This window comes from Kribbella sp. CA-253562 (genome assembly GCF_050942265.1).
In the GTDB taxonomy this organism is placed as follows: Bacteria; Actinomycetota; Actinomycetes; order Propionibacteriales; family Kribbellaceae; genus Kribbella.
In genome coordinates this window covers 5,585,066-5,608,878 of record NZ_CP192049.1, presented here as the reverse complement: position 1 = coordinate 5,608,878, position 23,813 = coordinate 5,585,066, and the positions used below count along the sequence as shown (strand labels likewise).

29 protein-coding genes are annotated in these 23,813 nt (G+C 70.2%); 17 read left to right on the top strand and 12 right to left on the bottom strand.

Features of this window, described 5'->3' with window-relative positions; all coding sequences use genetic code 11:
• Positions 1-26: 26 nt before the first annotated feature.
• A complete protein-coding gene (locus ACQPXM_RS26440; protein WP_432938074.1) occupies positions 27-1,592 on the bottom strand; it encodes a family 43 glycosylhydrolase in 1,566 nt (521 codons plus the stop codon).
• 80 nt (positions 1,593-1,672) lie between these two features.
• Here ACQPXM_RS26440 and ACQPXM_RS26435 point away from each other — a divergent pair, with 80 nt between their 5' ends.
• A complete protein-coding gene (locus ACQPXM_RS26435; protein ID WP_432938072.1) occupies positions 1,673-1,822 on the top strand; it encodes a GPGG-motif small membrane protein in 150 nt (49 codons plus the stop codon).
• A 9-nt stretch (positions 1,823-1,831) separates the two neighbouring features.
• Here the strand turns inward: ACQPXM_RS26435 and ACQPXM_RS26430 are convergent, their stop codons facing one another.
• The 3 genes from ACQPXM_RS26430 to ACQPXM_RS26420 are packed head-to-tail and all read right to left on the bottom strand — an operon-like array spanning position 1,832 to position 3,626.
• On the bottom strand, positions 1,832-2,572 hold the full coding sequence (locus ACQPXM_RS26430) for a PrsW family intramembrane metalloprotease (RefSeq protein WP_432951090.1): 741 nt from the start codon (positions 2,570-2,572) through the stop codon (positions 1,832-1,834).
• Positions 2,530-2,997 (bottom strand): hypothetical protein, encoded by a 468-nt coding sequence (locus ACQPXM_RS26425; RefSeq protein ID WP_432938069.1) that lies wholly within the window; start codon positions 2,995-2,997, stop codon positions 2,530-2,532. Before ACQPXM_RS26425 ends, ACQPXM_RS26430 begins: the two co-directional genes overlap by 43 nt.
• Positions 2,994-3,626: a hypothetical protein gene (locus tag ACQPXM_RS26420; protein ID WP_432938067.1), complete on the bottom strand. Its 633-nt coding sequence runs from the start codon at positions 3,624-3,626 to the stop codon at positions 2,994-2,996. Before ACQPXM_RS26420 ends, ACQPXM_RS26425 begins: the two co-directional genes overlap by 4 nt.
• An 87-nt stretch (positions 3,627-3,713) precedes the next feature.
• Between ACQPXM_RS26420 and ACQPXM_RS26415 the strand changes: the two genes are divergently transcribed.
• Positions 3,714-4,796, top strand: a complete 1,083-nt coding sequence (locus ACQPXM_RS26415) for a spore photoproduct lyase family protein (RefSeq protein ID WP_432938065.1) — start codon at positions 3,714-3,716, stop codon at positions 4,794-4,796.
• Here ACQPXM_RS26415 and ACQPXM_RS26410 read toward each other — a convergent pair.
• Positions 4,727-5,104, bottom strand: a complete 378-nt coding sequence (locus ACQPXM_RS26410; protein WP_432938062.1) for an AMIN-like domain-containing (lipo)protein — start codon at positions 5,102-5,104, stop codon at positions 4,727-4,729. The genes ACQPXM_RS26415 and ACQPXM_RS26410 overlap by 70 nt on opposite strands.
• A 109-nt stretch (positions 5,105-5,213) precedes the next feature.
• On the opposite strand from ACQPXM_RS26410, the gene ACQPXM_RS26405 reads away from it, so the two are divergent.
• From ACQPXM_RS26405 to ACQPXM_RS26395, 3 genes are read left to right on the top strand one after another with little or no spacing between them, the layout of a single operon-like run.
• Positions 5,214-6,176, top strand: a complete 963-nt coding sequence (locus tag ACQPXM_RS26405) for a GNAT family N-acetyltransferase (RefSeq protein ID WP_432938060.1) — start codon at positions 5,214-5,216, stop codon at positions 6,174-6,176.
• A gap of 59 nt (positions 6,177-6,235) precedes the next feature.
• Complete coding sequence (locus ACQPXM_RS26400; protein WP_432938058.1) at positions 6,236-7,021, top strand: SDR family oxidoreductase; 786 nt, start codon at positions 6,236-6,238, stop codon at positions 7,019-7,021.
• 13 nt (positions 7,022-7,034) lie between these two features.
• Positions 7,035-7,814 (top strand): endonuclease/exonuclease/phosphatase family protein, encoded by a 780-nt coding sequence (locus tag ACQPXM_RS26395; protein ID WP_432938056.1) that lies wholly within the window; start codon positions 7,035-7,037, stop codon positions 7,812-7,814.
• A 36-nt stretch (positions 7,815-7,850) separates the two neighbouring features.
• Here ACQPXM_RS26395 and ACQPXM_RS26390 read toward each other — a convergent pair whose 3' ends face one another.
• Both ACQPXM_RS26390 and ACQPXM_RS26385 read right to left on the bottom strand, forming a co-directional pair.
• Positions 7,851-8,378: a cytochrome b/b6 domain-containing protein gene (locus ACQPXM_RS26390; protein ID WP_432938053.1), complete on the bottom strand. Its 528-nt coding sequence runs from the start codon at positions 8,376-8,378 to the stop codon at positions 7,851-7,853.
• Positions 8,371-9,108, bottom strand: coding sequence for a molybdopterin-dependent oxidoreductase (locus tag ACQPXM_RS26385; protein WP_432938051.1), 738 nt, complete (start codon positions 9,106-9,108; stop codon positions 8,371-8,373). Before ACQPXM_RS26385 ends, ACQPXM_RS26390 begins: the two co-directional genes overlap by 8 nt.
• A 110-nt stretch (positions 9,109-9,218) precedes the next feature.
• On the opposite strand from ACQPXM_RS26385, the gene ACQPXM_RS26380 reads away from it, so the two are divergent.
• Positions 9,219-10,253: an alpha/beta fold hydrolase gene (locus tag ACQPXM_RS26380; protein ID WP_432938048.1), complete on the top strand. Its 1,035-nt coding sequence runs from the start codon at positions 9,219-9,221 to the stop codon at positions 10,251-10,253.
• A gap of 6 nt (positions 10,254-10,259) precedes the next feature.
• On the opposite strand, the gene ACQPXM_RS26375 is transcribed toward ACQPXM_RS26380, so the two are convergent.
• Both ACQPXM_RS26375 and snpA read right to left on the bottom strand, forming a co-directional pair.
• Complete coding sequence (locus ACQPXM_RS26375; RefSeq protein WP_432938046.1) at positions 10,260-10,529, bottom strand: hypothetical protein; 270 nt, start codon at positions 10,527-10,529, stop codon at positions 10,260-10,262.
• A 144-nt stretch (positions 10,530-10,673) separates the two neighbouring features.
• A complete protein-coding gene (snpA, locus tag ACQPXM_RS26370) occupies positions 10,674-11,336 on the bottom strand; it encodes a snapalysin (protein ID WP_432938044.1) in 663 nt (220 codons plus the stop codon).
• 231 nt (positions 11,337-11,567) lie between these two features.
• Here snpA and ACQPXM_RS26365 point away from each other — a divergent pair, with 231 nt between their 5' ends.
• Both ACQPXM_RS26365 and ACQPXM_RS26360 read left to right on the top strand, forming a co-directional pair.
• On the top strand, positions 11,568-13,004 hold the full coding sequence (locus ACQPXM_RS26365; protein ID WP_432938042.1) for a GuaB1 family IMP dehydrogenase-related protein: 1,437 nt from the start codon (positions 11,568-11,570) through the stop codon (positions 13,002-13,004).
• A gap of 45 nt (positions 13,005-13,049) precedes the next feature.
• Positions 13,050-14,009, top strand: coding sequence for an iron-siderophore ABC transporter substrate-binding protein (locus tag ACQPXM_RS26360; protein ID WP_432938038.1), 960 nt, complete (start codon positions 13,050-13,052; stop codon positions 14,007-14,009).
• A gap of 90 nt (positions 14,010-14,099) precedes the next feature.
• Here the strand turns inward: ACQPXM_RS26360 and ACQPXM_RS26355 are convergent, their stop codons facing one another.
• Positions 14,100-15,428, bottom strand: a complete 1,329-nt coding sequence (locus ACQPXM_RS26355; RefSeq protein ID WP_432938036.1) for a TIGR01777 family oxidoreductase — start codon at positions 15,426-15,428, stop codon at positions 14,100-14,102.
• Between the two features lie 141 nt (positions 15,429-15,569).
• Here ACQPXM_RS26355 and ACQPXM_RS26350 point away from each other — a divergent pair, with 141 nt between their 5' ends.
• From ACQPXM_RS26350 to ACQPXM_RS26325, 6 genes are all read left to right on the top strand, one after another.
• Positions 15,570-16,397, top strand: a complete 828-nt coding sequence (locus ACQPXM_RS26350; protein ID WP_432938034.1) for a DUF4397 domain-containing protein — start codon at positions 15,570-15,572, stop codon at positions 16,395-16,397.
• Positions 16,394-17,083 (top strand): class F sortase, encoded by a 690-nt coding sequence (locus tag ACQPXM_RS26345; RefSeq protein ID WP_432938031.1) that lies wholly within the window; start codon positions 16,394-16,396, stop codon positions 17,081-17,083. The genes ACQPXM_RS26350 and ACQPXM_RS26345 overlap by 4 nt, the downstream gene beginning before the upstream one ends.
• A gap of 34 nt (positions 17,084-17,117) precedes the next feature.
• On the top strand, positions 17,118-17,687 hold the full coding sequence (locus tag ACQPXM_RS26340) for an RNA polymerase sigma factor (protein ID WP_432938029.1): 570 nt from the start codon (positions 17,118-17,120) through the stop codon (positions 17,685-17,687).
• Positions 17,671-18,498 (top strand): anti-sigma factor, encoded by an 828-nt coding sequence (locus ACQPXM_RS26335; RefSeq protein ID WP_432938027.1) that lies wholly within the window; start codon positions 17,671-17,673, stop codon positions 18,496-18,498. Before ACQPXM_RS26340 ends, ACQPXM_RS26335 begins: the two co-directional genes overlap by 17 nt.
• A 23-nt stretch (positions 18,499-18,521) precedes the next feature.
• Entirely contained in the window at positions 18,522-18,641 is a 120-nt protein-coding gene (locus tag ACQPXM_RS26330) for an MMPL family transporter (protein ID WP_432938025.1), read from the top strand.
• Positions 18,642-18,805: 164 nt separating this feature from the next.
• Positions 18,806-19,438 carry a hypothetical protein gene (locus tag ACQPXM_RS26325; RefSeq protein ID WP_432938023.1) on the top strand — a complete coding sequence of 211 codons (633 nt, stop codon included), beginning with the start codon at positions 18,806-18,808 and terminating at the stop codon, positions 19,436-19,438.
• Here ACQPXM_RS26325 and ACQPXM_RS26320 read toward each other — a convergent pair.
• Positions 19,435-20,322: a serine/threonine-protein kinase gene (locus ACQPXM_RS26320; RefSeq protein WP_432938021.1), complete on the bottom strand. Its 888-nt coding sequence runs from the start codon at positions 20,320-20,322 to the stop codon at positions 19,435-19,437. The two genes, ACQPXM_RS26325 and ACQPXM_RS26320, sit on opposite strands and share 4 nt — an antisense overlap.
• Before the next feature lie 128 nt (positions 20,323-20,450).
• Here ACQPXM_RS26320 and ACQPXM_RS26315 point away from each other — a divergent pair, with 128 nt between their 5' ends.
• From ACQPXM_RS26315 to ACQPXM_RS26305, 3 genes are all read left to right on the top strand, one after another.
• Positions 20,451-20,573, top strand: a complete 123-nt coding sequence (locus tag ACQPXM_RS26315; protein WP_432938018.1) for a 50S ribosomal protein L36 — start codon at positions 20,451-20,453, stop codon at positions 20,571-20,573.
• 99 nt (positions 20,574-20,672) lie between these two features.
• Positions 20,673-21,329, top strand: coding sequence for an HAD family hydrolase (locus ACQPXM_RS26310; protein WP_432938015.1), 657 nt, complete (start codon positions 20,673-20,675; stop codon positions 21,327-21,329).
• 45 nt (positions 21,330-21,374) lie between these two features.
• The gene (locus tag ACQPXM_RS26305) at positions 21,375-22,832 is read left to right on the top strand and encodes a glycosyltransferase family 87 protein (RefSeq protein ID WP_432938013.1); all 1,458 of its coding nucleotides are present in this window, start codon (positions 21,375-21,377) and stop codon (positions 22,830-22,832) included.
• Here ACQPXM_RS26305 and ACQPXM_RS26300 read toward each other — a convergent pair.
• Positions 22,829-23,755 (bottom strand): threonine ammonia-lyase, encoded by a 927-nt coding sequence (locus tag ACQPXM_RS26300; protein WP_432938011.1) that lies wholly within the window; start codon positions 23,753-23,755, stop codon positions 22,829-22,831. The genes ACQPXM_RS26305 and ACQPXM_RS26300 overlap by 4 nt on opposite strands.
• Positions 23,756-23,813: the final 58 nt, after the last annotated feature.

Here is a 23,813-nt window from a genome sequence, read left to right as displayed (position 1 = left end):
GTTCTTGCCTGATCCTGCTCCGGCGATCAGTCCGGCGGCACGATCGTGTAGTCGCAGGACACGACGTCGACGAAGCCGGCGCCGGCAGGGTTGTAGGTCTGAATGCCGACGCGGTCGCCTCGGTAGCCGCCCCAGGTCAGCTGGTACGGCGTACCGAAGTCGGCGAACGTCGTACCGTCGAGGCTGTACGAGAAGTGGCTGACGCCGTCCAGGTCCCAACGGGAGCGGAACCAGATGTTGTCCTGGGCAATGACCGGGCCGGCCGTGCGGGTCCCGTCGACAATGAACGACAGCGCCGTGACGCCGTCGGCGCGGGTGACGCCCAGTCCTGCGTACGTCGCGGCGAAGTGGCAGAGTCCGGCGTATTGGCCATCGGACAGTCCGCCGAGCTCGAACCTGAGGGTCACGGTGCTGCCGGGGGCGCGGATCGCTCGTTGGGTGAGGGTGTTGCCGACCTTCGTGAGGTTGCGCGGCTCGAGCGGCGGGAAGGCGTGCAGGCGCAGGGCTCCCGGTCGCTCGTCGAGAGACCACTTGTCGGCGCGGGGCTGGTAGTGCCACTCCCACTCGGGCTTCAAGGTCGGCCCGGTGAAGTCGTCGCTGGTGGCGGTGGCCGGCAGGGCGGCACGCGGGCGCGAGCCGAGCGGCATGGCGCCGGACCAGACCATCGAGCCGATACCGTCGGCCCCTACTTCCCCGAGCACGGGCCAGCCGTCGATCCAGGTCACCGGGAGCAGCGACAGCACCCGGCCTTCCCAGTGCCCGCCGGTGCCGTGATGGGTCACCCAGTACCAGTTCTCGTCCGGGCCGAGGATCAGACTGCCTTGATTGGGTTCGCGGTCGATCGACGCGTCGACGTGCTGCAGTTGCCGGTTCTCGTACGGTCCGTGCAGGGCGGTGCCGCGGTTCATCATGACGACCCGGCCCTCGGGCCTCACCTCGCTGTAGAGGTGGTAGTAGTACCCGTCGATCGCGTAGAGCTTGCTCGCTTCGCTTCCGGCTGACTGCTGGATGACCGTGCCGGACGAGTGGATCAGCGACCGGCCGTCCGGGGTCAGCGCGAACAGGTGGATCTTGTAGTCGTCGGCGAAGTGGGTCGCGACCAGATAGGGCTGGTCGCCGTCCCAGATCGGGCAGACGTCGTCCCAGCCCTCGACGCGCCACATCGCGTGCACCGGCTCCCACAGCCCGGCCGGGTCCGTCGCGGTGGTCATGAAAAATCCTTCGTCCGGGGTGGCGAAGTAGATCCAGAACCTGCCGGCGTGGTGGCGGATGGCGCCCGCCCACACTCCGCGCCCGTACCGGTTCATCCGGTCCCAGTTCAGCTCGGGACCGATCCGGGTCAGGTCGTCGATGGCATGCCCGATCACCGTCCACGTCACCAGGTCGGCCGAGTGCAGGACCGCCATACCGGGGGAGTAGCCGAACGTGCTGGTGATGCCGTAGTACTCGTCACCGACCCGGATGCAGTCGAAGTCGCTGAGATCGGCGGGCACGATCGGATTGACGTAGCGGCCGTCGCCCTGATCGCCCCACCGGCCCTCGGTCCACGGCGTCGCGGTACGCCGGGCCGGTGCTTCGTCGTACGGGGACATCTCGGTGGACTCCTTCAGGAGTTTGTTAGAGGGTTGTGAGGACGGGAAAACTCGCGGTTTTCGGTGGTTAGGGTGCCGAAATGCGCATCGGGGTCCTGATCTGGATCATAGGGATGGCCGCCGTGCTCGGTGGCCTGCTCGCCACGCTGCGGTATCGCCTGGTGATCGGTACGGTGCTGATCGTGACAGGGTTCGCTGTGGGCGTCGCCGGGGTGGAGTTCGTGGGGTAGCGCCGAGGCTCAGCCGCGGATCGCGGTGCCGCGCAGGCGGTGGAGTTCGTTGCGGGCGTGGGTGACGCCGGGGGACTCGGTGCCGCCGGCGCGGGCGAGTTCGCGGGCCAGGTCGGAAGCCGCCTCGAGCAGGTGGCGTGCGGTCCTGCGGCTGTGAAGGTGCTTCCGGTAGGCCCTGCGGTCTTTGCCGAGACCACTGACGGCGTCGAGCAGGGGCGGGTCGATGGCGTCCGTGGCCAGTTCGGGAGTGAGCAGGGCGCGAGTCCAGAGGCGTTCCTGCCGGGCGGCGTGGCGCAGTACGTAGAACAGGGCGGTCAGTTCGACCGCCGCGATGACGAACGGCAGTACGGCGGTCGCGTAGCCGCCGCCTCCGAGCGCGGCCATGTCGTCCCAGGCGAAGTGGAAGAACATCGCCATCAGCATGGTCAGCACGCCGCGGAGGACGTTGCGTTCGCCGCGGGTGCGGCCGAGCACCCACATCAGGCCGGCGCAGAAGATGGCGCTGAACAGGGCATGGGACACGATGCCGGCCGCGCCCCGGATCAGGAAGATCTGCAGGGACGTGCCGAACTGGTCGACGCCGTACTGCTGGGCCGCGCCGTTGTAGACGTACAGGACGTCCTCGAACACCTGGAATCCCAGGCCGATGAACGCGCCGATGATGAACCCGTCGTAGGCGCTGCGGACCAGTCGCGGCGCCAGACCGATCAGCAGGACCAGCCCGAGTGCCTTGCCCCACTCCTCGTTGATCGGCGCGGTGAGCCCGGCTCCCCAGTTCGTGCCGAACGACGGACGCCGACCTTGGCCCAGATGTCCAGCAGCGCCGCGTTGGCCGGGAGGGCGATCCAGAACGTCGCCGCGACGCCGCCCCACACGAAGCCGGTCGCGAGAAGCCCGGCCGGTTGCGCGGTGAAGCGGTTGTGGTGACGCAGGAGCAGCAGCCACGGGACAAGGTACAGCCCGAACAGCAGGACACCGCCGGCCAGCGCGGGGGTGTAGAAGGCACCGCCGGCCCCGAAGTAGCGCAGCATCGTCAAAGCGCCGCCACCGACGCCGAGTAGGTAGACCCAGAAGGCCAGATTGTGCGGCTGCAGGAACCGGAACGGGTGACCCCAGCCGGAATCCTCGATCGCCGCGAGTTGCTCGGCCTTGGCCTCGACCGCGACGTCGCTCATCGGGCCGCTCCGGGCGTGATACTGCGCAGCAACGCGGCGACTTCGTCCTGGTAGTGCTCGAACTGCCCGGCCGCCGTCCGGACCCGGACGAGTAGAGCGGGCGCGGAGTCGATCGCTTCGGGGCTGCCGACGGCCATCTTGAAGGCGGCGTCGATCTCGTCACCGCCGCTGGGCACGGTTCTGCTGTCGACGACGCCGACCAGGCCGGCCCCGGTGGTCAGCGTCGCGCGTTGGCCGTTCACGCCTGCGCCGTCGCTGCCGGCCCGCTCGACCTGGTCGAGGAACGCGGCCGCGGTTCCGTCGTACGACGTGCCGTTGAGTTCGATCGTGGCTCCGCCGCTGGCCAGCAGGACCTGCAGATTCGTCGCGCTGCCGCCGGTCAGCGTGCCGCTCTCGAGCTGCCAGCCGACCGGCGGGACCGCGGTCGCACCGCCGCCCAGGTCCAGCACCTGGCCGGCCTTGATCTCGTTGTGCCAGGGGATCGCCGAGTTCAGCGCCGGGATCCCGTAGATCAGCGCGAGGGCGATGGCGAGACTGATCAGCGCGGGCTTGAGGGTTCGCCGGTCGAGGCCGAACCAGCGGTGCTCGACCGGCACCCAGCCCTTCGGCGGCTGCGTACTCACCGTCATGAATGTCACTGTACGCGTGTGCGCACACCGCGGACCGAACTTGTGCACCAGCCGAAGTGTGTCGGGAGCGTCTGTGACAGTGGGAGCGTGAACGAGTCGAACGCCTCCGCCGGGACGCTGCCGCTGCTGGAGGTGAAGCGGATCTACGCCGAGCCGGCGGCGAGGGCGTCGGAGCGTGGGCGCCAGGTGCTGGGGCGGTGGCCTGCTGCCGAGGTGGTCGAGGTGGCGAGCCACTGGAACATCCCGGAGTTGCACGGTGACGAGACGAACGTGCGGCGCTGGGTGCGGATCAAGCGCGAGGCCCTCGTGCTGGGTGAGAAGAAGTCGCTCGGTGTGCGGCCGAACGGGCGGTCGGCCGACTTCATCGCGCCGTCGTCGGCCAACGGGTGCGCGATGGCGTGCGCGTACTGCTACGTCCCACGCCGCAAGGGCTACAGCAACCCGATCACGGTCTTCACCAACCTCGACAAGATCATCGGCGCGATCACCCGGCACGCCGGCCGGCAGGGGCCGAAGACGCCGAACCAGTGCGATCCCACCGACTGGGTGTACGACCTGGGGGAGAACAACGACTGCAGCGTGGACGCGCTGGTGAGTGACAACGTGGCCGAGCTGATCGCCGCGTTCCGCCGGCTGCCGAACGCGAAGGCCTCGTTCGCAACGAAGTACGTGAACCGGGACTTGCTGGCGTTGCAGCCGGAGGGCCGGACCAGGATCCGGTTCTCGCTGATGCCGGCCCGCGCGTCGAAGTTGCTCGACATCCGGACGTCACCCGTCGAGCAGCGGCTCGCCGCGCTGAACGACTTCGTCGAGGCCGGCTACGAGGTGCACGTCAACTTCTCACCCGTGGTCGTGTACGACGGCTGGCGCGCGGACTGGGCCGAGCTGTTCGAGCAGCTCGACGCCGTGACAACCGCGGCCACGAAGCAGCAGCTCGCCTGTGAGGTCATCTTCCTGACTCACAACGAGGAACTGCACCGGATCAACCTCGGTTGGCACCCCAAGGGCGAGCAGCTCATCTGGCGGCCGGAGCTGCAGGAGCCGAAGCGTTCGCAGAACGGCGCGACGAACGTGCGGTACCGGTGGCGGGACAAACAGGACTACCTGGCGCAGTTCGAGGAACTGCTGCAGCGCCACGTCCCGTACTGCCGAGTGCGATACGCCTTTTGACGGAAGGCGTCGGACGGCTGATACGCCCAGTGCCCGGCGTCGTCGAACTCGTTGACCCGGAGCACGATCTGCAGCTTCGCGCCGCCGCGCAGTGGCATCAGGTGCCCGGCGCCCGGGCGGAAGACGTTCGACACGTACCGCACGCTGTACCCCGGCGTCGTGCCGGAGACGTCGAACACGACGCGGTCGAAGCAGGCGTGCCGGCCGGACCGGACGGTGGTGAGGATCCCGGCGGTCACGAACGTGTTTGCTTCCGGCAACGAACCCCAGCCGGTGGGGCACGTGGTGGTGGTGTGGATGCTGTGCATGGATTTCGCTTGGTCCCCCTTAGGGACACCTCTTGGATGCGGCCCGGTGCACGGAAGTTGTTCCTTGCCCGGGTGTGGACTATCCGGGCCCGAGCGACCACTGTGAGACATGAACAGCACCGCTTCTCTGCCGCACGGTCTGACCGTCCGGCCACCTGAGCCGACCGATGTCGAGGCGATCTTCGGGCTTGTCTCGGCCCACAACACCGCTTTGCTCGGCTTCGCCGACTGCACGGTGGGCGACATCGCCGACCGGGTCGTCGAGCCCGGGTTCGACCGGATGGCCGACGGCTGGCTGGTGATCGCCGCGGACGGTGTGCCGGTCGGCTACGGATCCGCCTTCGGCAAGGCCGCGGGCGAGATGATCGAGCTCGAGGTGACCGCTCAGGATCCGGCGGTCGCGGCGTGGCTGTACGACCAGTCGATGACGCGGGCCCGGGAGATGGGCCGCCGCGGCGGCCACGCCGAGATCACCGTCGACATCTTCGCCTACCGGGCCGACGAACTGCTGCGCCGGTTGCTGTCCGACCACGACTTCGTCTCCGGCACGACGTACCGCCGGATGCGGATCGACCACACCGGTCCGGTCGCCGCTCCGGCGCCGCCGCCCGGTGTCGTGGTTCGCCGAGGCGTGTACGGCGACGAGGCCCGCCTGGCCGCCCACGACACGATCGTGGACTGCTTCCGTGGGCAGTTCGGCTTCGTTCCTCGCCCGCACGAGGAGTGGCTCGAGTTCCGGGAGAACAGCGCCTTGTTCGACTGGTCCCAGCTCTGCCTGCTGGAGATCGACGGTCAGGGCGTCGCGTTCCGGGACAGCTGCGACCTGTCCCTCGACACCGAGAACTGCGGTCACATCGCCGGCCTCGGAGTCGTCGAGCAGTACCGCGGCCGTGGGCTGGCCAAGTTCCTGCTGCACGATGCGTTCGCCCTCGACGCGGCGGCCGGCCGGACCGGCACGATTCTGCTCGTCGACACCAACAACCCGACTCCGGCGCTCGAGCTCTACCTGTCGGTCGGCATGACACCCACCCTCACCTTCGACGGCTGGCGGCGGGTCCTCCCCGTCGACTGACCGCCTGCCCGCGGATCAGCCGCTGGTTTTCAGCGGATCGGTCGGGGTACCGCCCGGATATGCCTGTAGCAATCGTGACTGGATCGGACAGTGGGATCGGACGGGCCGCCGCGGTGGCGCTGGCCCAGGACGGCTTCGACGTCGGGGTGACCTGGCACAGCGATCAGGACGGAGCCGAGGAGACGGCCGAGGAGGTGCGCAAGACCGGGCGGCGGGCCGAGGTGCGGCAGCTCGATCTGGAGGTGCTGCCGGACGCGGTCGGAGCGATCGACGAGCTGATCGAATCGCTGGGCGGCGTCGACGTCCTGGTGGCGAATTCCGGGACCGGGACCAGCAAGCTCGCGGTCGATCTGGAGTACGACGAGTGGCGCAAGGTGATCAACGTCGATCTCGACGGGGCGTTCCTGTGCCTGCAGCGGGCCGCGCGGCGGATGATCGAGCAGGGCCGGGGCGGTCGGCTGATCGCGGTGACCAGCGTGCACGAGCACCAGCCGCGGGTCGGCGCCGCGCCGTACGACGCGGCCAAGGGCGGGCTCGGGCTGCTGATGAAGACGCTGGCGATCGAGCTCGGCGAGCACGGGATCACCGCGAACTCGGTCGCACCGGGGGAGATCGCCACGCCGATGACCGGTCAGACCGACGAGGACCCGCACGGCAAGGACCGGCCCGGCGTACCGCTGGGGCGGCCGGGCGACGCGCGGGAGATCGCCGCGGTGATCGCGTTCCTGGCCTCGGAGAAGGCGTCGTACGTGACCGGAACCAGCGTCGTCGCGGACGGTGGCATGCTGCAGATGGGGCCGATGGCCGGCAGCCACCTGCAGGATCCGTCCTGGCGCCGCCCGTGACCGGAGGCCGCGGATGCGACTCGCGACGCTGAACACCTGGGGAATCCGCGCCGACTGGCCGGCCCGGCGGGCCCAGCTGCGCAAGGGATTCGAGCAGCTCGACGCCGACGTGATCACCTTGCAGGAGACGATCCTGACCGACGAGATCGATCAGGCCGCGGAGATGCTCGGGCCGTCGTACCAGCTGGCGCAGTCGTCGGATCGCGAGACCGACGGGCAGGGCATCACGACGGCCAGTCGCTGGCCGATCGCCCGGGTGGAGGAACTCGACCTGCACCTGACCGAGCGGACCGGCGACTTCGCGTGCACCTGCTTGATCACCGAGATCCTCGCGCCGTGGGGCCGGCTCTGGGTGGCCAACCACTTCCCCGACTACCAGGTCGATCACGAGCGGGAGCGTTGCCTGCAAACCGGTCTCGCCGCGCAACGTCTCGAAGAGCTCGTGGCCGAGTCACCAGGGGACGTGGTCGTCGCCGGCGATCTGGACGCCGAGCTGACCGCGGACAGCCTGCGCTTCTGGACCGGGCGGCACGTGATCGACGACTTGAGTGTCTGCTACCGCAGCGCCTGGGAGTCGGTCCGTCCGGGCGAAGCCCTCGAGACCTACGTCCGGGCCAACCCGTACTTCGAGGCCGGCGACTGGCCGTTCCAGGGCATCGACCACGTGCTGGTCCGCTGCGGCCCGCACGGCCGCCCGACGTTGCCGATCCTCAGCTGCGACCGGATCTTCGACCAGCCGGACCTGACCCCCAGTGACCACTACGGCCTGCTCGTCGAGCTCGGCACGCGCTAGTTGTTCAGATAAGCCAGTACGGCGAGGCGGGCCGGGTCAGCCGCCGGTGCTGGTGAAGGCCTTGTACGCGTGGCCTGCCAGGGCCACGGTGATGGCGGCGGCGAGGAGGTCGTGGACGACGATCACGCCCGCGCGGGGGATGCCGGTCAGGCTGAACTTGAACCACAGCAGCAGGCCGGTGAGCACCATCACGACGATCGCGCCGGCCAGCCAGGAGGCGAAGACCTTCTGGCCCGCGTTGAACTTGCCGGAGACGTGGTCGCGGTGCGGGCGGCGGCGGAGGGCGCCGAGCAGCCAGCGCGCGTCGGTGTGGGTGAAGCGGTTGAGACGGCGTACGTCGAGTCTCAGCGCGCGGGACATCAGGCCGAGCAGGAACGGCGCGGGCAGCAGGATGCCCGACCACTGGTGGACGGTCGCGACCACGTGGCGCCGGCCGATGACGGCGGCGATCGGGCCGAAGTAGATCGCGGCCGCGGTCGCGAGGCAGATCGCCATCAGGACCAGGGTGGTCTGGTGGACGATGCGTTCGGCGCGGGTGAAGCGGCGTACGGCGAGGTCAGGCACCGGCGGGCTCCTCACCGGGCAGCCAACCGTCGACCGGGTAGCCGTACTCCTCCCAGTAGCCCGGGACCACCTCGTCGGTGACGGTGATGCCGGACAGCCACTTCGCGGACTTGTAGAAGTACATCGGACCGACGAAGAGGCGCACCGGGCCGCCGCTGATGTGCGGGATCGGCTGGTCGAGCATCCGGGTCGCGACCAGGACGTCGGGCCGCCGGGCCTGCTCCATCGTCAGGCTCTCGCTGTACACCCCGTCGAAGCAGGTGAAGCGGACCGCCTTCGCGGTCGGCCGGACGCCGGCCGCGTCGAGGATCTTCGCCAGCGGGACGCCGGCGAACGGGACGTCGTCGACCTGCCAGCCGTCCGTGCAGACCACGTCGTGCGTCACCCGCGACTGCGGCATCGCGCCGAGCTGCGCCAGCGTGTACGTCGTGGGCTTGTCCACCAGCCCGTCCACGGTGAGCCGGTACGTCGACGCGTTCTTCTCCGGGACCGAGCCGGCGACGCTGAAGTAGCGGAAGCCGCCGGGGTTCGGCAGCAGGCCGGACAGCCCGGTGGGGTCGCGCTGGGACGCGGCGCCAAGCATTTGACTCCACTTCTCCTGCAGGCTCGGGGCTACGAACAGGCCCGCGACTCCGGCAGCGATCGTCGACAGTACGATCCGGCGTCCGATCGGGCGACCGGCCGTGTCGTCGTGCGATTCGGGGCTGTCCGGCGGCAGTGCGTCGGCCATCGTTTTCCTCATTTCGTCACCGGTTCAACTGGTGACTATGATGTCGAATCATGCGTCACCGGTCAAAGCGGTGACGCATTACCGATCGATGACGCGAGGAGACGATGCAGATGATCAGCAGGAGGCGGTTCACCCAGGCGCTGGCGGCCACGGGCGCGGCCGGCGTAGCGGGCAGCAGCGCGCTGACCGCGTCAGCGGCGAGCGCGACGGCGCGGACGGGAGCGGACCTGCGGGCCGGCGCCGGTGAGCACACCACGCTCGGCCCGATCAAGCGGATCAAGGCCGGCGTACTGGAGACGGCGTACGCCGAGTTCGGGCCGCGGACCGGGCAGCCGGTCGTCCTGCTGCACGGCTGGCCGTACGACGCGCACAGCTACGTCGACGTCGCCCCGATTCTGGCCGCCGCGGGCTACCGGGTGATCGTGCCCTTCCTGCGTGGCTACGGCCCGACCCGCTTCCGGTCCTCACGCACCTTCCGCAACGGGCAGCAGTCCGCCGTCGCGCTCGACATCATCGCGCTGATGGACGCGCTGGAGATCGACCAGGCGGTGCTCGGCGGCTTCGACTGGGGTGCTCGCACGGTCGGCGTGATCGCGGCGCTCTGGCCCGAGCGCTGCAAGGCGATCGTGTCGGTCAGCGGGTATCTGATCACCAGCCTGGAGAAGAACCTCGAGCCGTTGCCGCCGGCCGCGGAGCTCGGCTGGTGGTACCAGTACTACTTCGCCACCGAGCGCGGCGTGAAGGGCTACCAGCAGAACTGGTACGCGTTCAACGAGCTGATCTGGAAGATCGTCTCGCCCCTGTGGAAGTACGACGCCGCGACGTACGCTCGGACCGCCGCGTCGTTCCGCAATCCCGACCACGTCGCGATCGTGATCCACAACTACCGCTGGCGGTTGAGCCTGGCCGAGGGGGAGCGCCAGTACGACCGGTACGAGCGCGAGCTCGCCGCTGGGCCGGCGATCGGTGTCCCGGCGATCACCATCGGCAGCGACTTCGACGGCGCCGCTGCCGACGGCTCGGGGTATCGCGACAAGTTCACCGGCAAGTACGCGCACCGGGTCTTCGACGGCATCGGCCACAACGTCCCGCAGGAAGCCCCGAAGGCCTTCGCCCAGGCGGTGATCGACGCCGACCACCTCTGAAGTCCTTCAGCAGTTGGGGATTCCGGGCAGTTGCGCGTCCGGGTGGTCGATGTAGATGTTGCTGATGTAGCCACCCTGGTCGCGCAGCCGGGACCACCAGTTGTTGGTGTGGCCTTCGGCGGTGACCGTGTCGCCCTGCTTCTGGCACTGGACGAAGACCTGCGTCGGGCCGGGCAGTGTCGCGACGATCGGCGCGTTCAGCCGCGCGTCGGGGCGGTGTGGTGCCAGAGCACGCCGATCGGGGTCTCCTTCAGGGCGGACCGGGAAGAGCTGCAACCTGACCGTTGCGCGGCACCCGGCCAAGCCCTTCGGTCCTGGTCAAAACCCTCGACGCAGGCCGTCCGCGCCGAGGGCGGCCGGCGCGGACGGATGCTGCGGACGATCGAGCGGACCGGGTGATCAGCCCGGAACGCCGGGAGCTCAGCGAATGGTGGCGAAGTTCGCCGCCGTGAAGCCGTTGGCCCACAGCTGGTTGACGCGCGACCGCTCGGCCGAGTTCGGGATCGCGTTGGTGCAGGACGGGCCGGGGCCGCCGCCGGACATCAGCTCGCTGCACGGGCCGGAGTAGTGGTCGGGCAGGCCGAGCACGTGGCCGGTCTCGTGCGCGGTGACGCGGGTCGAGTCGTACACCTGGTTCTGCCGGTAGTCCAGGAAGATGTAGCCCCGGCCGTGCCCGTTGGTGGACGCGTACGAACCCCGTGGGTCGTTGCCCTCGCGGTAGTAGAAGTCGTAGTTGCTGCCGGAGACCAGCCGGACGTTGGTGACCGAGCTGTTCCAGATCTGGGCGCTGCGGGCGATCTGGGTGGCGAAGCTCGGCGCGCGGCTGGCGCTGTAGACGACGGTGACGGCGGCGGTCTTGTCCGGGTTCTTGGCCTGCTTGGCCCGGGCGGACTTCATCACCGCGTCGTAGAAGGCCTTGGTCTCGGCCTGGTCCTGGACCGTGCCGATGTACGCCGAGGTGGTGGTCTCGGGGGACGACGCGGCCGGGGTGGGGGCGGCGGTGGACGTGGACGCTGCCAGTGCGGGGACGGCCAGCGCTGCCGCGGCGACAGCGGTGACAGCGGACAGAAGACGACGGGACATAGGAGCCTCACTCCCTGGTCGGTGGCGGAACGCGATCAGTGGGCTACTGACCGCAACGCCACGGATCGTGACAGTTCGCTGACAGATCCGCACCGGTCCGGCGAAAATCAGGGGGTTAACCTTCGCCGCCTCCGGGCCGCCCTTCAGCGAAGCCGTCCGGTGCGGCCGCGGGATCACGTAGCCTCGGGCTGAGCTCGTCCGGGCGGGACGAGGGTTTGTGAGGTGGTTGGGATGCGCTTCATCCAGGGGCCGGTGCCCGGTCAGGACCTGACGTTCAACGACGTCTTCCTGGTGCCGAACCGGTCGGCCGTGACGTCGCGGCTGGACGTGGACCTGTCGACCAACGACGGCAGTGGGACGTCGATCCCGGTGGTCGCGGCGAACATGACCGCGGTCTCCGGCCGGCGGATGGCCGAAACGATCGCGCGGTGCGGCGGGCTGGCGGTGATCCCGCAGGACATTCCGGTCCCGGTGGTCGCCGAGGTGGTCGCGTGGGTCAAGCAGCGGCACACCATCTACGACACCCCGCTGGTGATGACGCCGCACGACACCGTCGCCGAGGCGCTGAACCTGCTGCCCAAGCGCGGCCACGGCGCCGTGATCGTGATGGACCAGGGCCGGGCCGTCGGGGTGGTCACCGAGGCCGACTGCCAAGGCGTCGACCGCTTCACCCAGCTGGACGCCGTGATGTCGCGCGAACTGCTCACACTGCCCGCCGGGATCGACGCCGAGGCGGCGTTCGACCAACTGCACGGTGGCCGGCACCGGCTGGCCCCGGTGGTCGACGGTGACGGGCGGATCGTCGGCATCCTGACCCGCCAGCGCGCCGTCCGGGCGACGCTGTACGAACCGGCGCTCGACCCGACCGGCCGTCTGCGCGTCGCGGCGGCGATCGGCATCAACGGGGACGCCGAGCAGAAGGCCAAGGCGCTGCTCGACGCCGGCATCGACGTCCTGGTCGTGGACACCGCGCACGGTCACCAGGAGCGGATGCTCGACGTACTGCGTACTGTCCGGGCGCTCGATCCCCAGGTCCCGGTGGTGGCGGGCAACGTCGTCACCGCCGAAGGCGTGTCCGACCTCGTCGAGGCCGGCGCCGACATCGTGAAGGTCGGCGTCGGGCCGGGCGCGATGTGCACGACGCGGATGCAGACCGCGGTCGGGCGGCCGCAGTTCTCCGCCGTCCTGGAGTGTGCGGGGCGGGCGCGTGACCTCGGCAAGCACGTGTGGGCCGACGGTGGGGTGCGGCATCCGCGGGACGTCGCGCTCGCGCTGGCCGCGGGCGCGTCGAGCGTGATGATCGGCTCCTGGTTCGCCGGGACGTACGAGTCGCCGGGGGATCCGCACCATGACAGCGACGGGCGGATCTACAAGGAGAGCTTCGGGATGGCCTCGGCGCGGGCGGTCCGGTCGCGCACGGCCGACGACACGCCGTTCCAGCGGGCCCGGAAGGGGTTCTTCGGCGAGGGCATCTCGACCGCGCGGATGTACCTGGACCCCGAGCGGCCGAGCGTCGAGGACCTGCTCGACTCGATCGTCTCCGGCGTGCGCAGCTCGTGCACGTACGTCGGGGCGCGCACGCTGGAGGAGTTCCACGAGCGGGCGGTGGTCGGCATCCAGACCAGCTCCGGGTACGCCGAGGGCAAGCCGCTCGACCAGAGTTGGTGAGACCTGCCGGAGGGCTTGAAGTTAGGGCAGCCTATCCTTTGGTGCATGCGTAGATTGGGTGTCCTCCTGCTGATTGTTGCCCTCGGCTCCCTAGCGGCCTGCGGCGACGACGCCGCCGATGCGAGCGGCTCGGCGCCGTACGCGAAGGTGGCGACGAAGTTCGGTGAGGTGACGATCCCGGCGGAGCCGAAGCGGGTGGTCGCGCTCGGCTGGGGTGACGCGGAGACCGCGCTGGCGCTGGGGGTCGAGCCGGTGGGCGCGAGCGACTGGCTGGCGTTCGGCGGTCAGGGCGTGGGGCCGTGGGCGGCCGGCAAGTACCAGCAGGCGCCGCAGCTGATCGGCACGCTGGAGCCGGAGTACGAGAAGGTCGCGGCGCTGAAGCCGGATCTGATCCTGGACACGAAGTCCAGCGGCGACCAGGACCGGTACAACACGCTGAGGGCGATCGCGCCGACGGTCGGCGTACCGGCGGGTGGGGAGTCGTACAAGATTTCGTGGGAGCAGCAGACCGAGCTGGTCGCGGCCGCGCTCGGGCGGGTGGACCAGGGCCGGGAGTTGATTGCCGCGACCAAGCAGAAGTTCGCGCAGGCCGTTGCCCAGCACCCCGAGTTCACCGGTCGCACGATCACACTGGGCGCGAAGACCAGCGAGGGGTACGGCGCCTACGTCAGCGGAACCGGCCGGGTGAACTTCGTCGAGCGGCTCGGCTTCAAGAACAACCCGGTGATCCAGGCCAAGGCGACGGAGAAGTTCTCCGTGCCGGTCTCGCGGGAGAACCTCGACCAGTTGAACGCTGACCTGGTCGTGATGACGCCGATCGGCGTCACGGCGCGGGACATCACCGGCGACCCGCTGTTCCGGGCGGTGCCGGCGGTGAAGGCCGGCCACTCAGTGGTGTTCGACGACAAGACGATCAGCTCAGCCTTCGCGACGGATTCGGTGTTGTCCACCGGCTACGCGCTGGAGAAGGTCGTCCCACTTTTCGCCGCAGCGGTGAAGCGCTAAGGCGGTGCCAAGCCCCCGCTCGCTACGGCGGTGAAGCGCTAAGGCGTGCCGACCACCTGCTCGCTAACGCGCGGAATCGCGCGGGATCCCCTAGACCGCCTTGCCGAGCAGGTGGCGCAGGGCCGGCTCGAGGGTGGGGTAGCGGAACGTGTGGCCCAGCTGGTCGAGGACGGCGGGGACCACGCGCTGGGAGGCCTCGGCCAGTTCCTTCGCGCCTTCGTCGCCCAGCAGGATGCGCGGGCCGAAGGACGGCACGCGGAACAAGGCCGGGCGGCGGACGACGTGCGCCAGCGTGGTGGTGTAGTCGCGGTTGCGGACCGGGGCGGGGCCGACGCCGTTGACCGGTCCGGCCAGCCGGTCGTCGTACAGGGCGCGGTGGTAGATGTCGAGCAGGTCGTCGACGCCGATCCACGGTTGCCATTGGTTGCCGCTGGCAAGTGGTCCGCCGAGCCCGGCGGCGAACATCGGATACTGCAGGCGCAGGACGCCGCCCGCGGGAGTCTGGACCAGGCCGGTGCGCACGTTCACCACCCGGACGCCGCCGTCGCGGGCCGGGTCGGTGGCGCGTTCCCAGTCTTCGACCAGGTCGGCCAGGAAGCCATCGCCGCGGTCGCTCTGCTCGGTCAGCACCTCGTCGCCGCGATCCGGGCCGTAGTAGCCGATCGCCGAGGCGCAGACGAACGCGCGGACGCCCGTCCTGGCCGCAAGACTCGCCAAGGCCCGCGTCGGACCGATCCGCGACTCGACGACCGCGCGCCGGTGGGTCTCGGTGAACCGGCCGGCGATCGACGCACCGGCGAGATGGACCACGGCCTCGACGCCGTCAAGCAGGTCCTCGGACGGAGCGGCGGGGTTCCACTTCCGTTCGTTCGGGCCCGACGGTTCGCCGCGGACGAGCTTGATCACCGTGTGCCCGGCGGTGCCGAGCAGCGCGACCAGGCCGCGGCCGACGGTGCCGTGGCTACCGCTCACCGCGACGGTCCGCGGCGTGAGGCCGAGCGCTTGGGCGCGGCGTAGCGCGGCCAGGTCGTCGGCGAACTGCTGGTGCCGGTAGACCAGCATCGAGCGAAGCAGGAAGCCCGGCACGTTGCTGTCGATCCGGTCGGTGATCCGGGTCCGGTCGTTGCCGACAGCATCGAACTGGTGGGTGTGCCGCCAGTTCACCGCCCAGCGCAGCGGGGCCGAGGTGAGCTCGTCGACGAAGTGGTCCGGGGGCACCGAGTCGCGGTGCTGCGCGACCCAGTCCAGCCCGAATGGGAACCCGAGCACCGCTCGGCCGGCGCCCAGATCGTCGGTCTCCTGCTTGATCCGGACCGGCATCCACGGCGGAGTCAGCCGCTCGATCGCACCCGGCCGCTCGTGCCAGCCGAACACTTCGTCGCGCGGTGCCGCGACGATGCTGCTGTAGCTCAGACCCACGCGTGTCTCCTCCGCTCGTCGTGCTGTCACCAGGATGCCACGCGTGACTTTTGCATAAGTTTGGCCCGGATGCGGTGCATCCGCGCCGGGGTCCCGGACGGAACAGACAGGCACAAGACCGCCAAACCCAGGAGGGTTCCAATGTCTGTACGCCGTATCACCGCACTGACCGCCGCCGGACTGCTCGCCGCGACGCTGCCCGTCGCGGCCGCCAGTACCGCGCAAGCCAAGCCCACGGCCAACGCGACCGTCTCGGTGCTGCACGCCGTACCGGGCGCGACCGTCGACGTGTACGCCAACGGCAAGGCGCTGCTGACCGACTTCAAGCCGGGCACGCTGACCGATCCGCTGCAGCTGCCCGAAGGGGAGTACGACCTGAAGGTGACCGCGGCCGGCGCCGGCGCGAACGGTGCCGCCGTCATCCAGGCCAACGACGTCGCCGTACCGGGCGGCGCGAACGTCACGGTGGTCGCGCATCTCGGCGCCGCCGGCAAGCCGGTGCTGACGCCGTTCGTGAACGACGTGTCGAAGCTGGCCGCCGGCAAGGCCCGGATCACCGTCCGGCACACCGCGGCCGCACCCGCGGTCGACGTCCGGGCCGGTGGCGACCCGGTCTTCGAAGGCCTGGCCAATCCCCAGCAGGTGAAGGCCGATCTGCCCGCCGGCACGGTCAAGGCGGACGTCGTCCTGGCCGGCACCTCGACGGTCGCGATCGGCCCGGCCGACGTGAACCTGAAGGAGGGCACGAACACGATCGTCTACGCGTGGGGCAGTGCGAGCGGCAAGAACCTGAAGCTCGCCGTCCAGCCGATCTCCGGCCTGCACGGTGACCCGAGCGGCATCCCGGGCGGAACCGGTGGACAGGCTGCCCAGGAGCAGGGCGTGCCGGTCTGGCTGGGGCTGCTCTGCGGTGCCGTCGCCCTCGGTGTGATCGGCGCCGGTACGTCCGCGGTGCGCGCCCGGTCGTGACCGCACCGTACGCCTCGCTGCACGCCGCCCGGAGCCTGGTCGTCGTCGTGATGGTCTTGCTGCTGGGCGGCTGTGGGGACTCCGGTGCCTCGTCGTCGTCGACGGCGCCGGAAGGCGGGCGGGTGGAGAGTGCCGGGCCGGCGATCGGTGGTTCCCCCACTCCCGGTCGCTCCGCGCCTCCACCCGTACCGTCGGCACCGGTCCGGACCCGCGTCGCTGAGTTGCCCAAGGCAACTAGTGGCCCGGCGCCGGACCGGGTGACGATCCCGTCGATCGGGCTCGAACTGCCGGTCCGGGCGGTCGGGGTCGCGGCCGACGGCCAGATGGAACTGCCGGTGAATCCGGCGGTGGTCGGCTGGTACCGGTTCGGACCGGTCCCGGCGGATCAGCAGGGGGCGGTCGTGCTCGGCGGGCATCTGGACAGCCGCGAGTACGGCGTGGGCCCACTGGTCCGGTTGCGCAAGCTGCGGGTCGGAGCGTTGATCGAGGTCCGGACCACCGACGGTGGAACGGCGCGGTACCAGGTGGAAGGAGTGCGCGATGTCGACAAGCAGAAGCTGGCGGTCGGCGAGCTCTTCGCCCGGACCGGTGCCCGCCGTCTCCACCTGGTCACCTGCGGTGGCCCGTACGACCCGAATGGCGGTGGGTACCGCGACAACCTCGTCGTCACCGCAGCTGCGCGGTGACCGGATACCTCCCAAGGTGGCTAGAGTGCGATTCGTGACCAGCGCGGAGGTGGGACCCGCTCCGGCCGAGATCGCGGAGGGTTTCACCGGCGGCCGGGAGGACAGCCTTGCCGACGCCTACCGGCGTTGGTCGGGTCTGGTCTTCACGCTCTGTCTGCGGGCGCTCGGCGACCGGGCCGACGCCGAGGACGTCACGCAGCAGGTGTTCGTGTCCGCCTGGCGGGGACGCGGCAGCTTCGATCCGGGGACGGGCGAGCTGGGAGCGTGGCTGGCCGGCGTGGCCCGGCACCGGATCGCGGACCGGCTGGCCGAGCGGTACCGGGCGCAGCGCGATCAGGCGGCGGCGGAGAGCCTCGCCGAGCGGGAGGTCGAGCCCGGCCACGACCAGCTGCTGGTCGAGCGGGTGGTGATCGCCGACGAGCTGGACCGGATCGACGAGCCGCGCCGAACCATCCTTCGGCTCGCCTTCTACGAAGACCAGACCTACGCACAGATCGCGGATCGGCTCGACCTACCGTTGGGAACGGTGAAGAGCCACGTACGCCGTGGCCTGCTGCACCTGCGGGACCGGCTGAAGGAGGTGAAAGGTGACGACGCATCTTGACGACGAGGTGCTGGCCCAGTGGGCCTTCGAGCAGACCCAGCCCGACCACGACGCCACCGACCACCTCCGGACCTGTCCCGACTGCGCGACGAACCTGGCCGAGCTCCGGCAGTTGGTGGGTGCGGCCGAGGACCTGCCGCGGCTGGAATCGCCGCCGAACGAGGTGTGGCACCGCGTCGCTGCCGAGCTTGGTTTCCCGGCCGAAGGCGCCCCCAGCTCCCTGGATCCCCAGGGAGCTGGGGGCATGCCGGGCGCAGGTCGTACGCCGGGCGCCGGTCCCATGGCGGGCGCGGGTTCTGCGGCGGGCGCACGCTCGACGGCTGGTGCTGGTGGCGCGGCGGAAGGCACGGCTCGACGTCGAGGCGCCGGGTGGACGCGGCGGTCGGTGGCGTTGGCGGCGAGCGTTGCCGCGATCGCCGGAGTCGGCCTCGGAGTGGGCGGCACCCTGCTGTTCGACTCCGACGACACCCCGGTGGCCACACCGCAGACCGTCGTACAGCTGGCTCCGCTGGCCGGGAAGTCCGGCAGCGGTACGGCGGGTCTGGTGCAGGCCGCGACCGGGCAGCAACTCAAGGTCTCGGCGTCCGGGCTGCCCGCGGCCGGTGGGTACTACGAGGTCTGGCTGATCAACGAGGACGGCAAGCGGATGGTCTCGCTCGGCGTGCTCGCGGCCGGTCACGACGGCACGTTCCAGGTGCCCGGCGACCTGCCGTCGCAGGGTTACCGGATCGTCGACGTGTCGCTGGAACCGGACGACGGCAATCCGGCCCACTCGCTGGACAGCGTCATCCGGGGCACCCTGCCGGCCTGAGGTCTCAGGCCTCCCAGGTGGGGGTGATCGTCTGCGTGGGAGTGCTGCTGGACACCTTGCTGGTGCGGACCGTGGTCGTGCCCGCGCTGGCGTTCCTGCTGGGTGACAGGTTCTGGTGGCCGGCCCGAGTGCGGGCCCGATGACAACGTTTCGACCGAAAATGTGACTGTCCGGTGTCGATTTCTCTCAGGGTCTTGCCGAATCCCTGCTGCAATCGATACCTTCCTGTCCGGCTCGACCTGGCCGTTCCCCCCGTGACGGCCAGGCCGAGCCCCTTTTTCGCCCCCGGCTGCAGTACGGTCGGCGAGTGCGGATCCTGTACGTCGGCAACAGCTTCACGGCGCGCAACAACCTGCCCGGAATGCTCGCCGGGCTGGCCGGTGCCCGCGGCATCGACGTCACCCACCGGCTGATCTCCGCCGGCGGCGCCTCGTTGCGCCAGCACCTGAACGCCGGCGCCGCGCTCGACGCGATCGCGAGCCGCGAGTACGACGTCGTCGTCCTGCAGGAGCAGAGCACGCTGCCGGTCAAGAATCCGGCGCGGATGCGGGACAGCGTGCGCGACTTCCACGCCGCGATCGAGGCGGCCGGCGCGCGTACCGCGTTGTACCTGACCTGGGCCCGGCGTCATCAGCCCGAGGCGCAGGAAGCCCTCACCGCGGCGTACGCGGGGTGTGCGGCCGAGGTCGGCGCGACGCTGGTGCCGGTCGGGATGGTGTGGCAGCGCTTCCTGGCGACGTACGAGCAGCCGGTGCTGCACGACGCCGACAACAGTCACCCCGCGGTGGCCGGGAGCTACCTGGCCGCGTGCGTGTTCCTGATCGCGCTGCTGGAGGCGGATCCGGTCGGCGTCGAGGTGCCGGTCAAGGGGCTGGACGTGGACACCGCCGCGCTGATTCGCCAGGCCGCGTGGGACATCTGCTCGGAGCTGACGTCCTAGACGGCGACCGGTACGCCGGGGACGGTGACCGGGGCGGTGTCGGCCAGCGGGAGAGCCGGAGCCGGTACCGGCTCGGTGTGGTGCGGCGCCTCGCGGTAGGCGTGCCAGCACCAGGAGGCGACGTCCGATGCTTCCGGGCGGTCGGCGGGGTCCTTGGCGAGCATCCGGGACAGGTAGCGGCGGAAGCCGGGACGCACCTGGTCGGGTTGCGCGGGGCAACGGTGCAGGTGCTGGCGGAGGATGCCGGTCGGAGTGTCGGCGACGAACGGCGGGCCGCCGGTCAGCAGTTGGTAGAGAACGCAGCCGAGGGAGTAGACGTCGGCGGCCGGGCCGGCCGGCTGGGCGGCGGCGCGTTCCGGAGCGACGTAGTAACTGGTGCCCAGCAGGTGGCCGTCCGGGCACTCGTCCTCGACCGGGTCCTGGACGAAGCAGGCGATGCCGAAGTCGGCGATCTTCACCGTGCGGTCCGCGGTGATCAGCAGATTGCCCGGTTTGATGTCGCGGTGCACCACACCTTCCTGGTGCGCGGCGGCCAGGCCTTCGGCGACCTGCGCCGTGATGCACGCCGCGTCGGCCGGGTCGAAGCAGCCCTGACGGCGGAGTTCGGCGGCGAGGTTGTCGCCGTCGACCAGCTCCATCACCAGATAACAGCTGTCGCGGTACGGGCCGAAGTCGTGCACTCCGATCACGTGCGGGTTGTTGACCACGGCCCCGGCGTGGGCCTCGCGGCGAAAGCGTTCCATCGCGTCGGCGTCGCTGTGCTCCGGCGGCAGCAGCTTGATCGCGACCGGCCGGCCGAGGAGCTCGTCGGTGGCCCGCCAGACCTCGCCCATGCCGCCGCGGCCGAGCACCGTCTCCAGCTGGTACCGATTCGCGATCCGCATCACGCCTCCCGCGTCCCCGTGTGACGATCCGGTACCCCGGACAGTGAACGGCCATGCGCACGGCGTCCGTGGGAACACCGGCGCCCGGCGCGGTGTTGTGTCGGCAGGACGAACCGAAGGAGTGTCCGATGAAGGTACGACGTTCACTGCGAGCCCTGAAGTCGCGGCCCGGCGCCCAGGTGGTCCGCCGGCGCGGACGGGTCTTCGTGATCAACCGCCGCGACCCCCGGAACAAGGCCCGCCAGGGCTGACACCCGGTTGACGACAAGGCCCGTCGAGCCCTGCTCGGCGGGCCTTCGTCGTCCCCGGACGCGCCGCGCGGACCCGCGCTGTCTAGGGTTGCGGCTGTGATGAGGCTGAAGGTGTCGCACATCGTCTGGGACTGGAACGGGACGCTGCTCGACGACAACACGGCGGTACTTGCCGCGGTCAACGAGGTCTGCGCCGGCTTCGGGCGGCCGCCGCTGACCTGGGACGAGTGGCGTGAGGTGTACGCGCGGCCGATGCGGCTGTCGTACGAGAAGATCCTCGGCCAGGAGCTGACCGAGGAGGACTGGGCTCGGGTCGACAAGCTCTACCACGAGCGGTACGACCTGCTGCTGCACACCTGCGGCCTGGCTCCCGGCGTACCGGACGGGTTGCGGACGTGGGGTGCGAGCGGGCGGACGCAGTCGCTGCTGTCGATGTGGTTCCACGCGCAGCTCGTCCCGACGATCGACGGGTTCGGGCTGACCGAGCTCTTCCAGCGGGTCGACGGGTTGCAGAGCGCCGTTGGCGGCGGTTCGAAGGCCGAGCACCTGGCCAATCACCTCACGGCGCAGCAGCTCGACCCGGCGGACGTCGTACTGATCGGTGACGTCGTCGACGACGCCGACGCGGCCCGTGCCGTCGGGGCCCACTGCGTGCTGGTCACGACCGGTGCGATGTCGCGTACGGCGTTGCAGGCGACCGGGTTCCCGGTCACCGACTCCGTGCCCGACGCACTCGGCACGCTCGCTTCTGGGTAACCTGGCGGGCGCCGCCTGACCCGGCGGCCGACCGGATAGGAGACGATGTCCCCCGTGACCTCACGTGACGCCCAGGACGCGCAGGCCCGGCCGGCCCCGTCAGAGGCCGATCCGGCTGTCGCCGGACTGACGGTCGGTCTCGGTGGCCCGGCGGGGCGGTTCGCCCGGTTGAGCTCGTCGTGGTGGACGCCGCTGCGGATCGCGCTCGCGGTCTGCACCGTCACGTTCGCGCTCGGCGTCCTGCAGAAGGCGCCGTGCATGGACGCCGGCTGGGATCGGCAGAGCTGGCGGCCGTTCAAGGCGCTGTGCTACTCCGACATCGGGTACCTGTACCAGGAGCGCGGCTTCGCCGAGGGCAACCGGCCGTTCCTCGACACCGGCAACTACCCGGTGCTGGAGTACCCGGTGCTGACCGGTGGGTTCATGGAGGTCGCGGCGCAGATCACCTGGGTGATCACCGGCGATCCGAAGCAGGACGTCACGGTCGAGCAGAAGCGTGACACCGCCGGGGTCTTCTTCGTGGTGAACGTGGCGCTGCTGTTCATCTGCGCGCTGCTGCTGGTCGGGCTGACCGTCGCGACCGCTCGCGGGGTCGCGTCACGTCCGGGCGGGGCGCGTGGGCAGCCGCTGGACGCCCTGTACGTCGCGGCCGCGCCGGTGCTGGCGCTGACCTCGACGATCAACTGGGACCTGTTCGCGGTCGTGCTGACCGCCGGGGCGATGTGGGCCTGGTCGCGGGGCAAGCCGATCTGGTTCGGCATCCTGCTCGGCCTCGGGACGGCGGCGAAGTTCTACCCGTTCCTGCTGCTCGGTCCGTTGCTAATCGTCTGTCTGCGGGGGCGCAAGCTCTGGCCGTGGTTCCAGGCGGTGGTCGCCGCGGTGGTCGCCTGGGCGGTGGTGAACGCGCCGATCTACCTGCTGGCCAAGAACGAGTGGCTGTCGTTCTGGGTCTTCAACGACGAACGGGCCAGCGACTACGGCTCGATCTGGTACGTGCTGAAGCTGGCCGGGAACGAGGTCGCCGACGTCAACAAGCTGAACATCGTGATCTTCGCGGGCCTGTGCCTGTCGATCGCGATCCTCGGCCTGATGGCGCCCCGGCCGCCGCGGTTCGCGCAACTGGCCTTCCTGGTCGTCGCCGCGTTCCTGCTGGTCAACAAGGTGTACTCACCGCAGTACGTGCTGTGGCTGCTGCCGCTGGTCGCGCTGGCCCGGCCGAAGCTGCGGGACTGGCTGATCTGGCAAGCTTGCGAGTGCTTCTACTGGATGATGGTCTGGCTGCATCTGGCGCAGTTCCTCGCGCCCGGGCAGCCCGAGGCGCCGGACAAGATCTACTGGTTGTCCGTCGTGCTGCGGATGGCGGGCACGCTCTACCTGATGGTCATGGTCTCCCGCGACATCCTGCTGCCGGACAAGGATCCGGTCCGCCAGGGCGACCTGGTGGACGATCCCGGCGACGGCGTCGCGCCCGACTTCCCACCCCGCGAACGGGTCGCGGTCTAGTAGAGCTTCGAGACGTCCAGGTTCCCACCGCTGATCACGGCGGCGGTGGGGCCGGTGAGGCGCAGCTTGCCTTCGAGCAGCGCCGCGAACGGAGCCGCCGCGGCCGGTTCGAGGGCGAGCTTGGTGCGCGACATCACCAGCCGGGTGGCGTCGAGCAGCGCGTCCTCGCCGACCCGGACCAGCTCGTCGACGTACTGCTGGATGATGCCGAAGGTGTGCGTGCCGCAGACCGGCGCGGCCAGGCCGTCGGCGAGGCTTCGCGCGGCCGGCAACTTCTGCGGGGATCCGGCCGCCAGGCTGCGGCTGACGACGTCGGCGCTCTCGGGTTCGACGCCGACGATCCGCACCGAGGGATCGGACAGCTTCAGCGCGAGCGCGACGCCGGAGATCAGTCCGCCACCGCCGACCGGAACGAGCACCGTGCGCGCCTGCGGAGCGTCGTCCAGCAGTTCGAGGCCGAGACTGCCGTGCCCGGTGATCACGTCGAGGTCGTCGAACGGGTGGACGCCGGTCAGCTGCCGCTCGTCCCGGATCGCCTCGTACGCCGCGATCAGGTCGCCTTCGACGAGTTCCACCCGCGCGCCGTACGCGCGCGCCGCGTCGACCTTCGCCTGGACGGCGGTACTCGCCATCACCACGGTCGCCGGGACACCGGCGTCGCGCGCGGCCCAGGCGAGCGCGCCGGCCGCGTTGCCCGCCGACACGGTGATCACTCCGCGCTCGCGCTCGCTGCCGGTGAGCTGCAACGTCTTGTGCAGCAGGCCGCGCACCTTGAAGCTGCCGGTCTTCTGGAACAGCTCGGCCTTCAGCGCCAGTGAGGCGCCGAACAGCTCGTCGAGCGCACTCGAGGTGATGACCGGCGTGCGGTGGATCCGGCCGGACAGCCCGGCGGCGGCGTGGCGGATGTCGGCGAGAGTCGGCATGCGGCCGAGCCTAATTCGTCGATCAGGAGCGCCGGGCCTGGGTCGAGCACGTGCTGTC

Excerpts from the sequence above, each read along its gene's own strand:
- ACQPXM_RS26380 (WP_432938048.1), top strand. The coding sequence starts at position 9,219 with ATGATCAGCAGGAGGCGGTTCACCCAGGCGCTGGCGGCCACGGGCGCG.
- ACQPXM_RS26425 (WP_432938069.1), bottom strand. The coding sequence starts at position 2,997 with ATGAGCGACGTCGCGGTCGAGGCCAAGGCCGAGCAACTCGCGGCGATC.
- ACQPXM_RS26420 (WP_432938067.1), bottom strand. The coding sequence starts at position 3,626 with ATGACGGTGAGTACGCAGCCGCCGAAGGGCTGGGTGCCGGTCGAGCAC.
- ACQPXM_RS26300 (WP_432938011.1), bottom strand. The coding sequence starts at position 23,755 with ATGCCGACTCTCGCCGACATCCGCCACGCCGCCGCCGGGCTGTCCGGC.
- ACQPXM_RS26315 (WP_432938018.1), top strand. The coding sequence starts at position 20,451 with ATGAAGGTACGACGTTCACTGCGAGCCCTGAAGTCGCGGCCCGGCGCC.
- snpA (WP_432938044.1), bottom strand. The coding sequence starts at position 11,336 with ATGTCCCGTCGTCTTCTGTCCGCTGTCACCGCTGTCGCCGCGGCAGCG.
- ACQPXM_RS26395 (WP_432938056.1), top strand. The coding sequence starts at position 7,035 with ATGCGACTCGCGACGCTGAACACCTGGGGAATCCGCGCCGACTGGCCG.
- ACQPXM_RS26360 (WP_432938038.1), top strand. The coding sequence starts at position 13,050 with ATGCGTAGATTGGGTGTCCTCCTGCTGATTGTTGCCCTCGGCTCCCTA.
- ACQPXM_RS26365 (WP_432938042.1), top strand. The coding sequence starts at position 11,568 with ATGCGCTTCATCCAGGGGCCGGTGCCCGGTCAGGACCTGACGTTCAAC.
- ACQPXM_RS26320 (WP_432938021.1), bottom strand. The coding sequence starts at position 20,322 with ATGCGGATCGCGAATCGGTACCAGCTGGAGACGGTGCTCGGCCGCGGC.
- ACQPXM_RS26400 (WP_432938058.1), top strand. The coding sequence starts at position 6,236 with ATGCCTGTAGCAATCGTGACTGGATCGGACAGTGGGATCGGACGGGCC.
- ACQPXM_RS26410 (WP_432938062.1), bottom strand. The coding sequence starts at position 5,104 with ATGCACAGCATCCACACCACCACCACGTGCCCCACCGGCTGGGGTTCG.
- ACQPXM_RS26310 (WP_432938015.1), top strand. The coding sequence starts at position 20,673 with ATGAGGCTGAAGGTGTCGCACATCGTCTGGGACTGGAACGGGACGCTG.
- ACQPXM_RS26405 (WP_432938060.1), top strand. The coding sequence starts at position 5,214 with ATGAACAGCACCGCTTCTCTGCCGCACGGTCTGACCGTCCGGCCACCT.
- ACQPXM_RS26385 (WP_432938051.1), bottom strand. The coding sequence starts at position 9,108 with ATGGCCGACGCACTGCCGCCGGACAGCCCCGAATCGCACGACGACACG.
- ACQPXM_RS26350 (WP_432938034.1), top strand. The coding sequence starts at position 15,570 with ATGTCTGTACGCCGTATCACCGCACTGACCGCCGCCGGACTGCTCGCC.
- ACQPXM_RS26440 (WP_432938074.1), bottom strand. The coding sequence starts at position 1,592 with ATGTCCCCGTACGACGAAGCACCGGCCCGGCGTACCGCGACGCCGTGG.
- ACQPXM_RS26305 (WP_432938013.1), top strand. The coding sequence starts at position 21,375 with ATGTCCCCCGTGACCTCACGTGACGCCCAGGACGCGCAGGCCCGGCCG.
- ACQPXM_RS26435 (WP_432938072.1), top strand. The coding sequence starts at position 1,673 with ATGCGCATCGGGGTCCTGATCTGGATCATAGGGATGGCCGCCGTGCTC.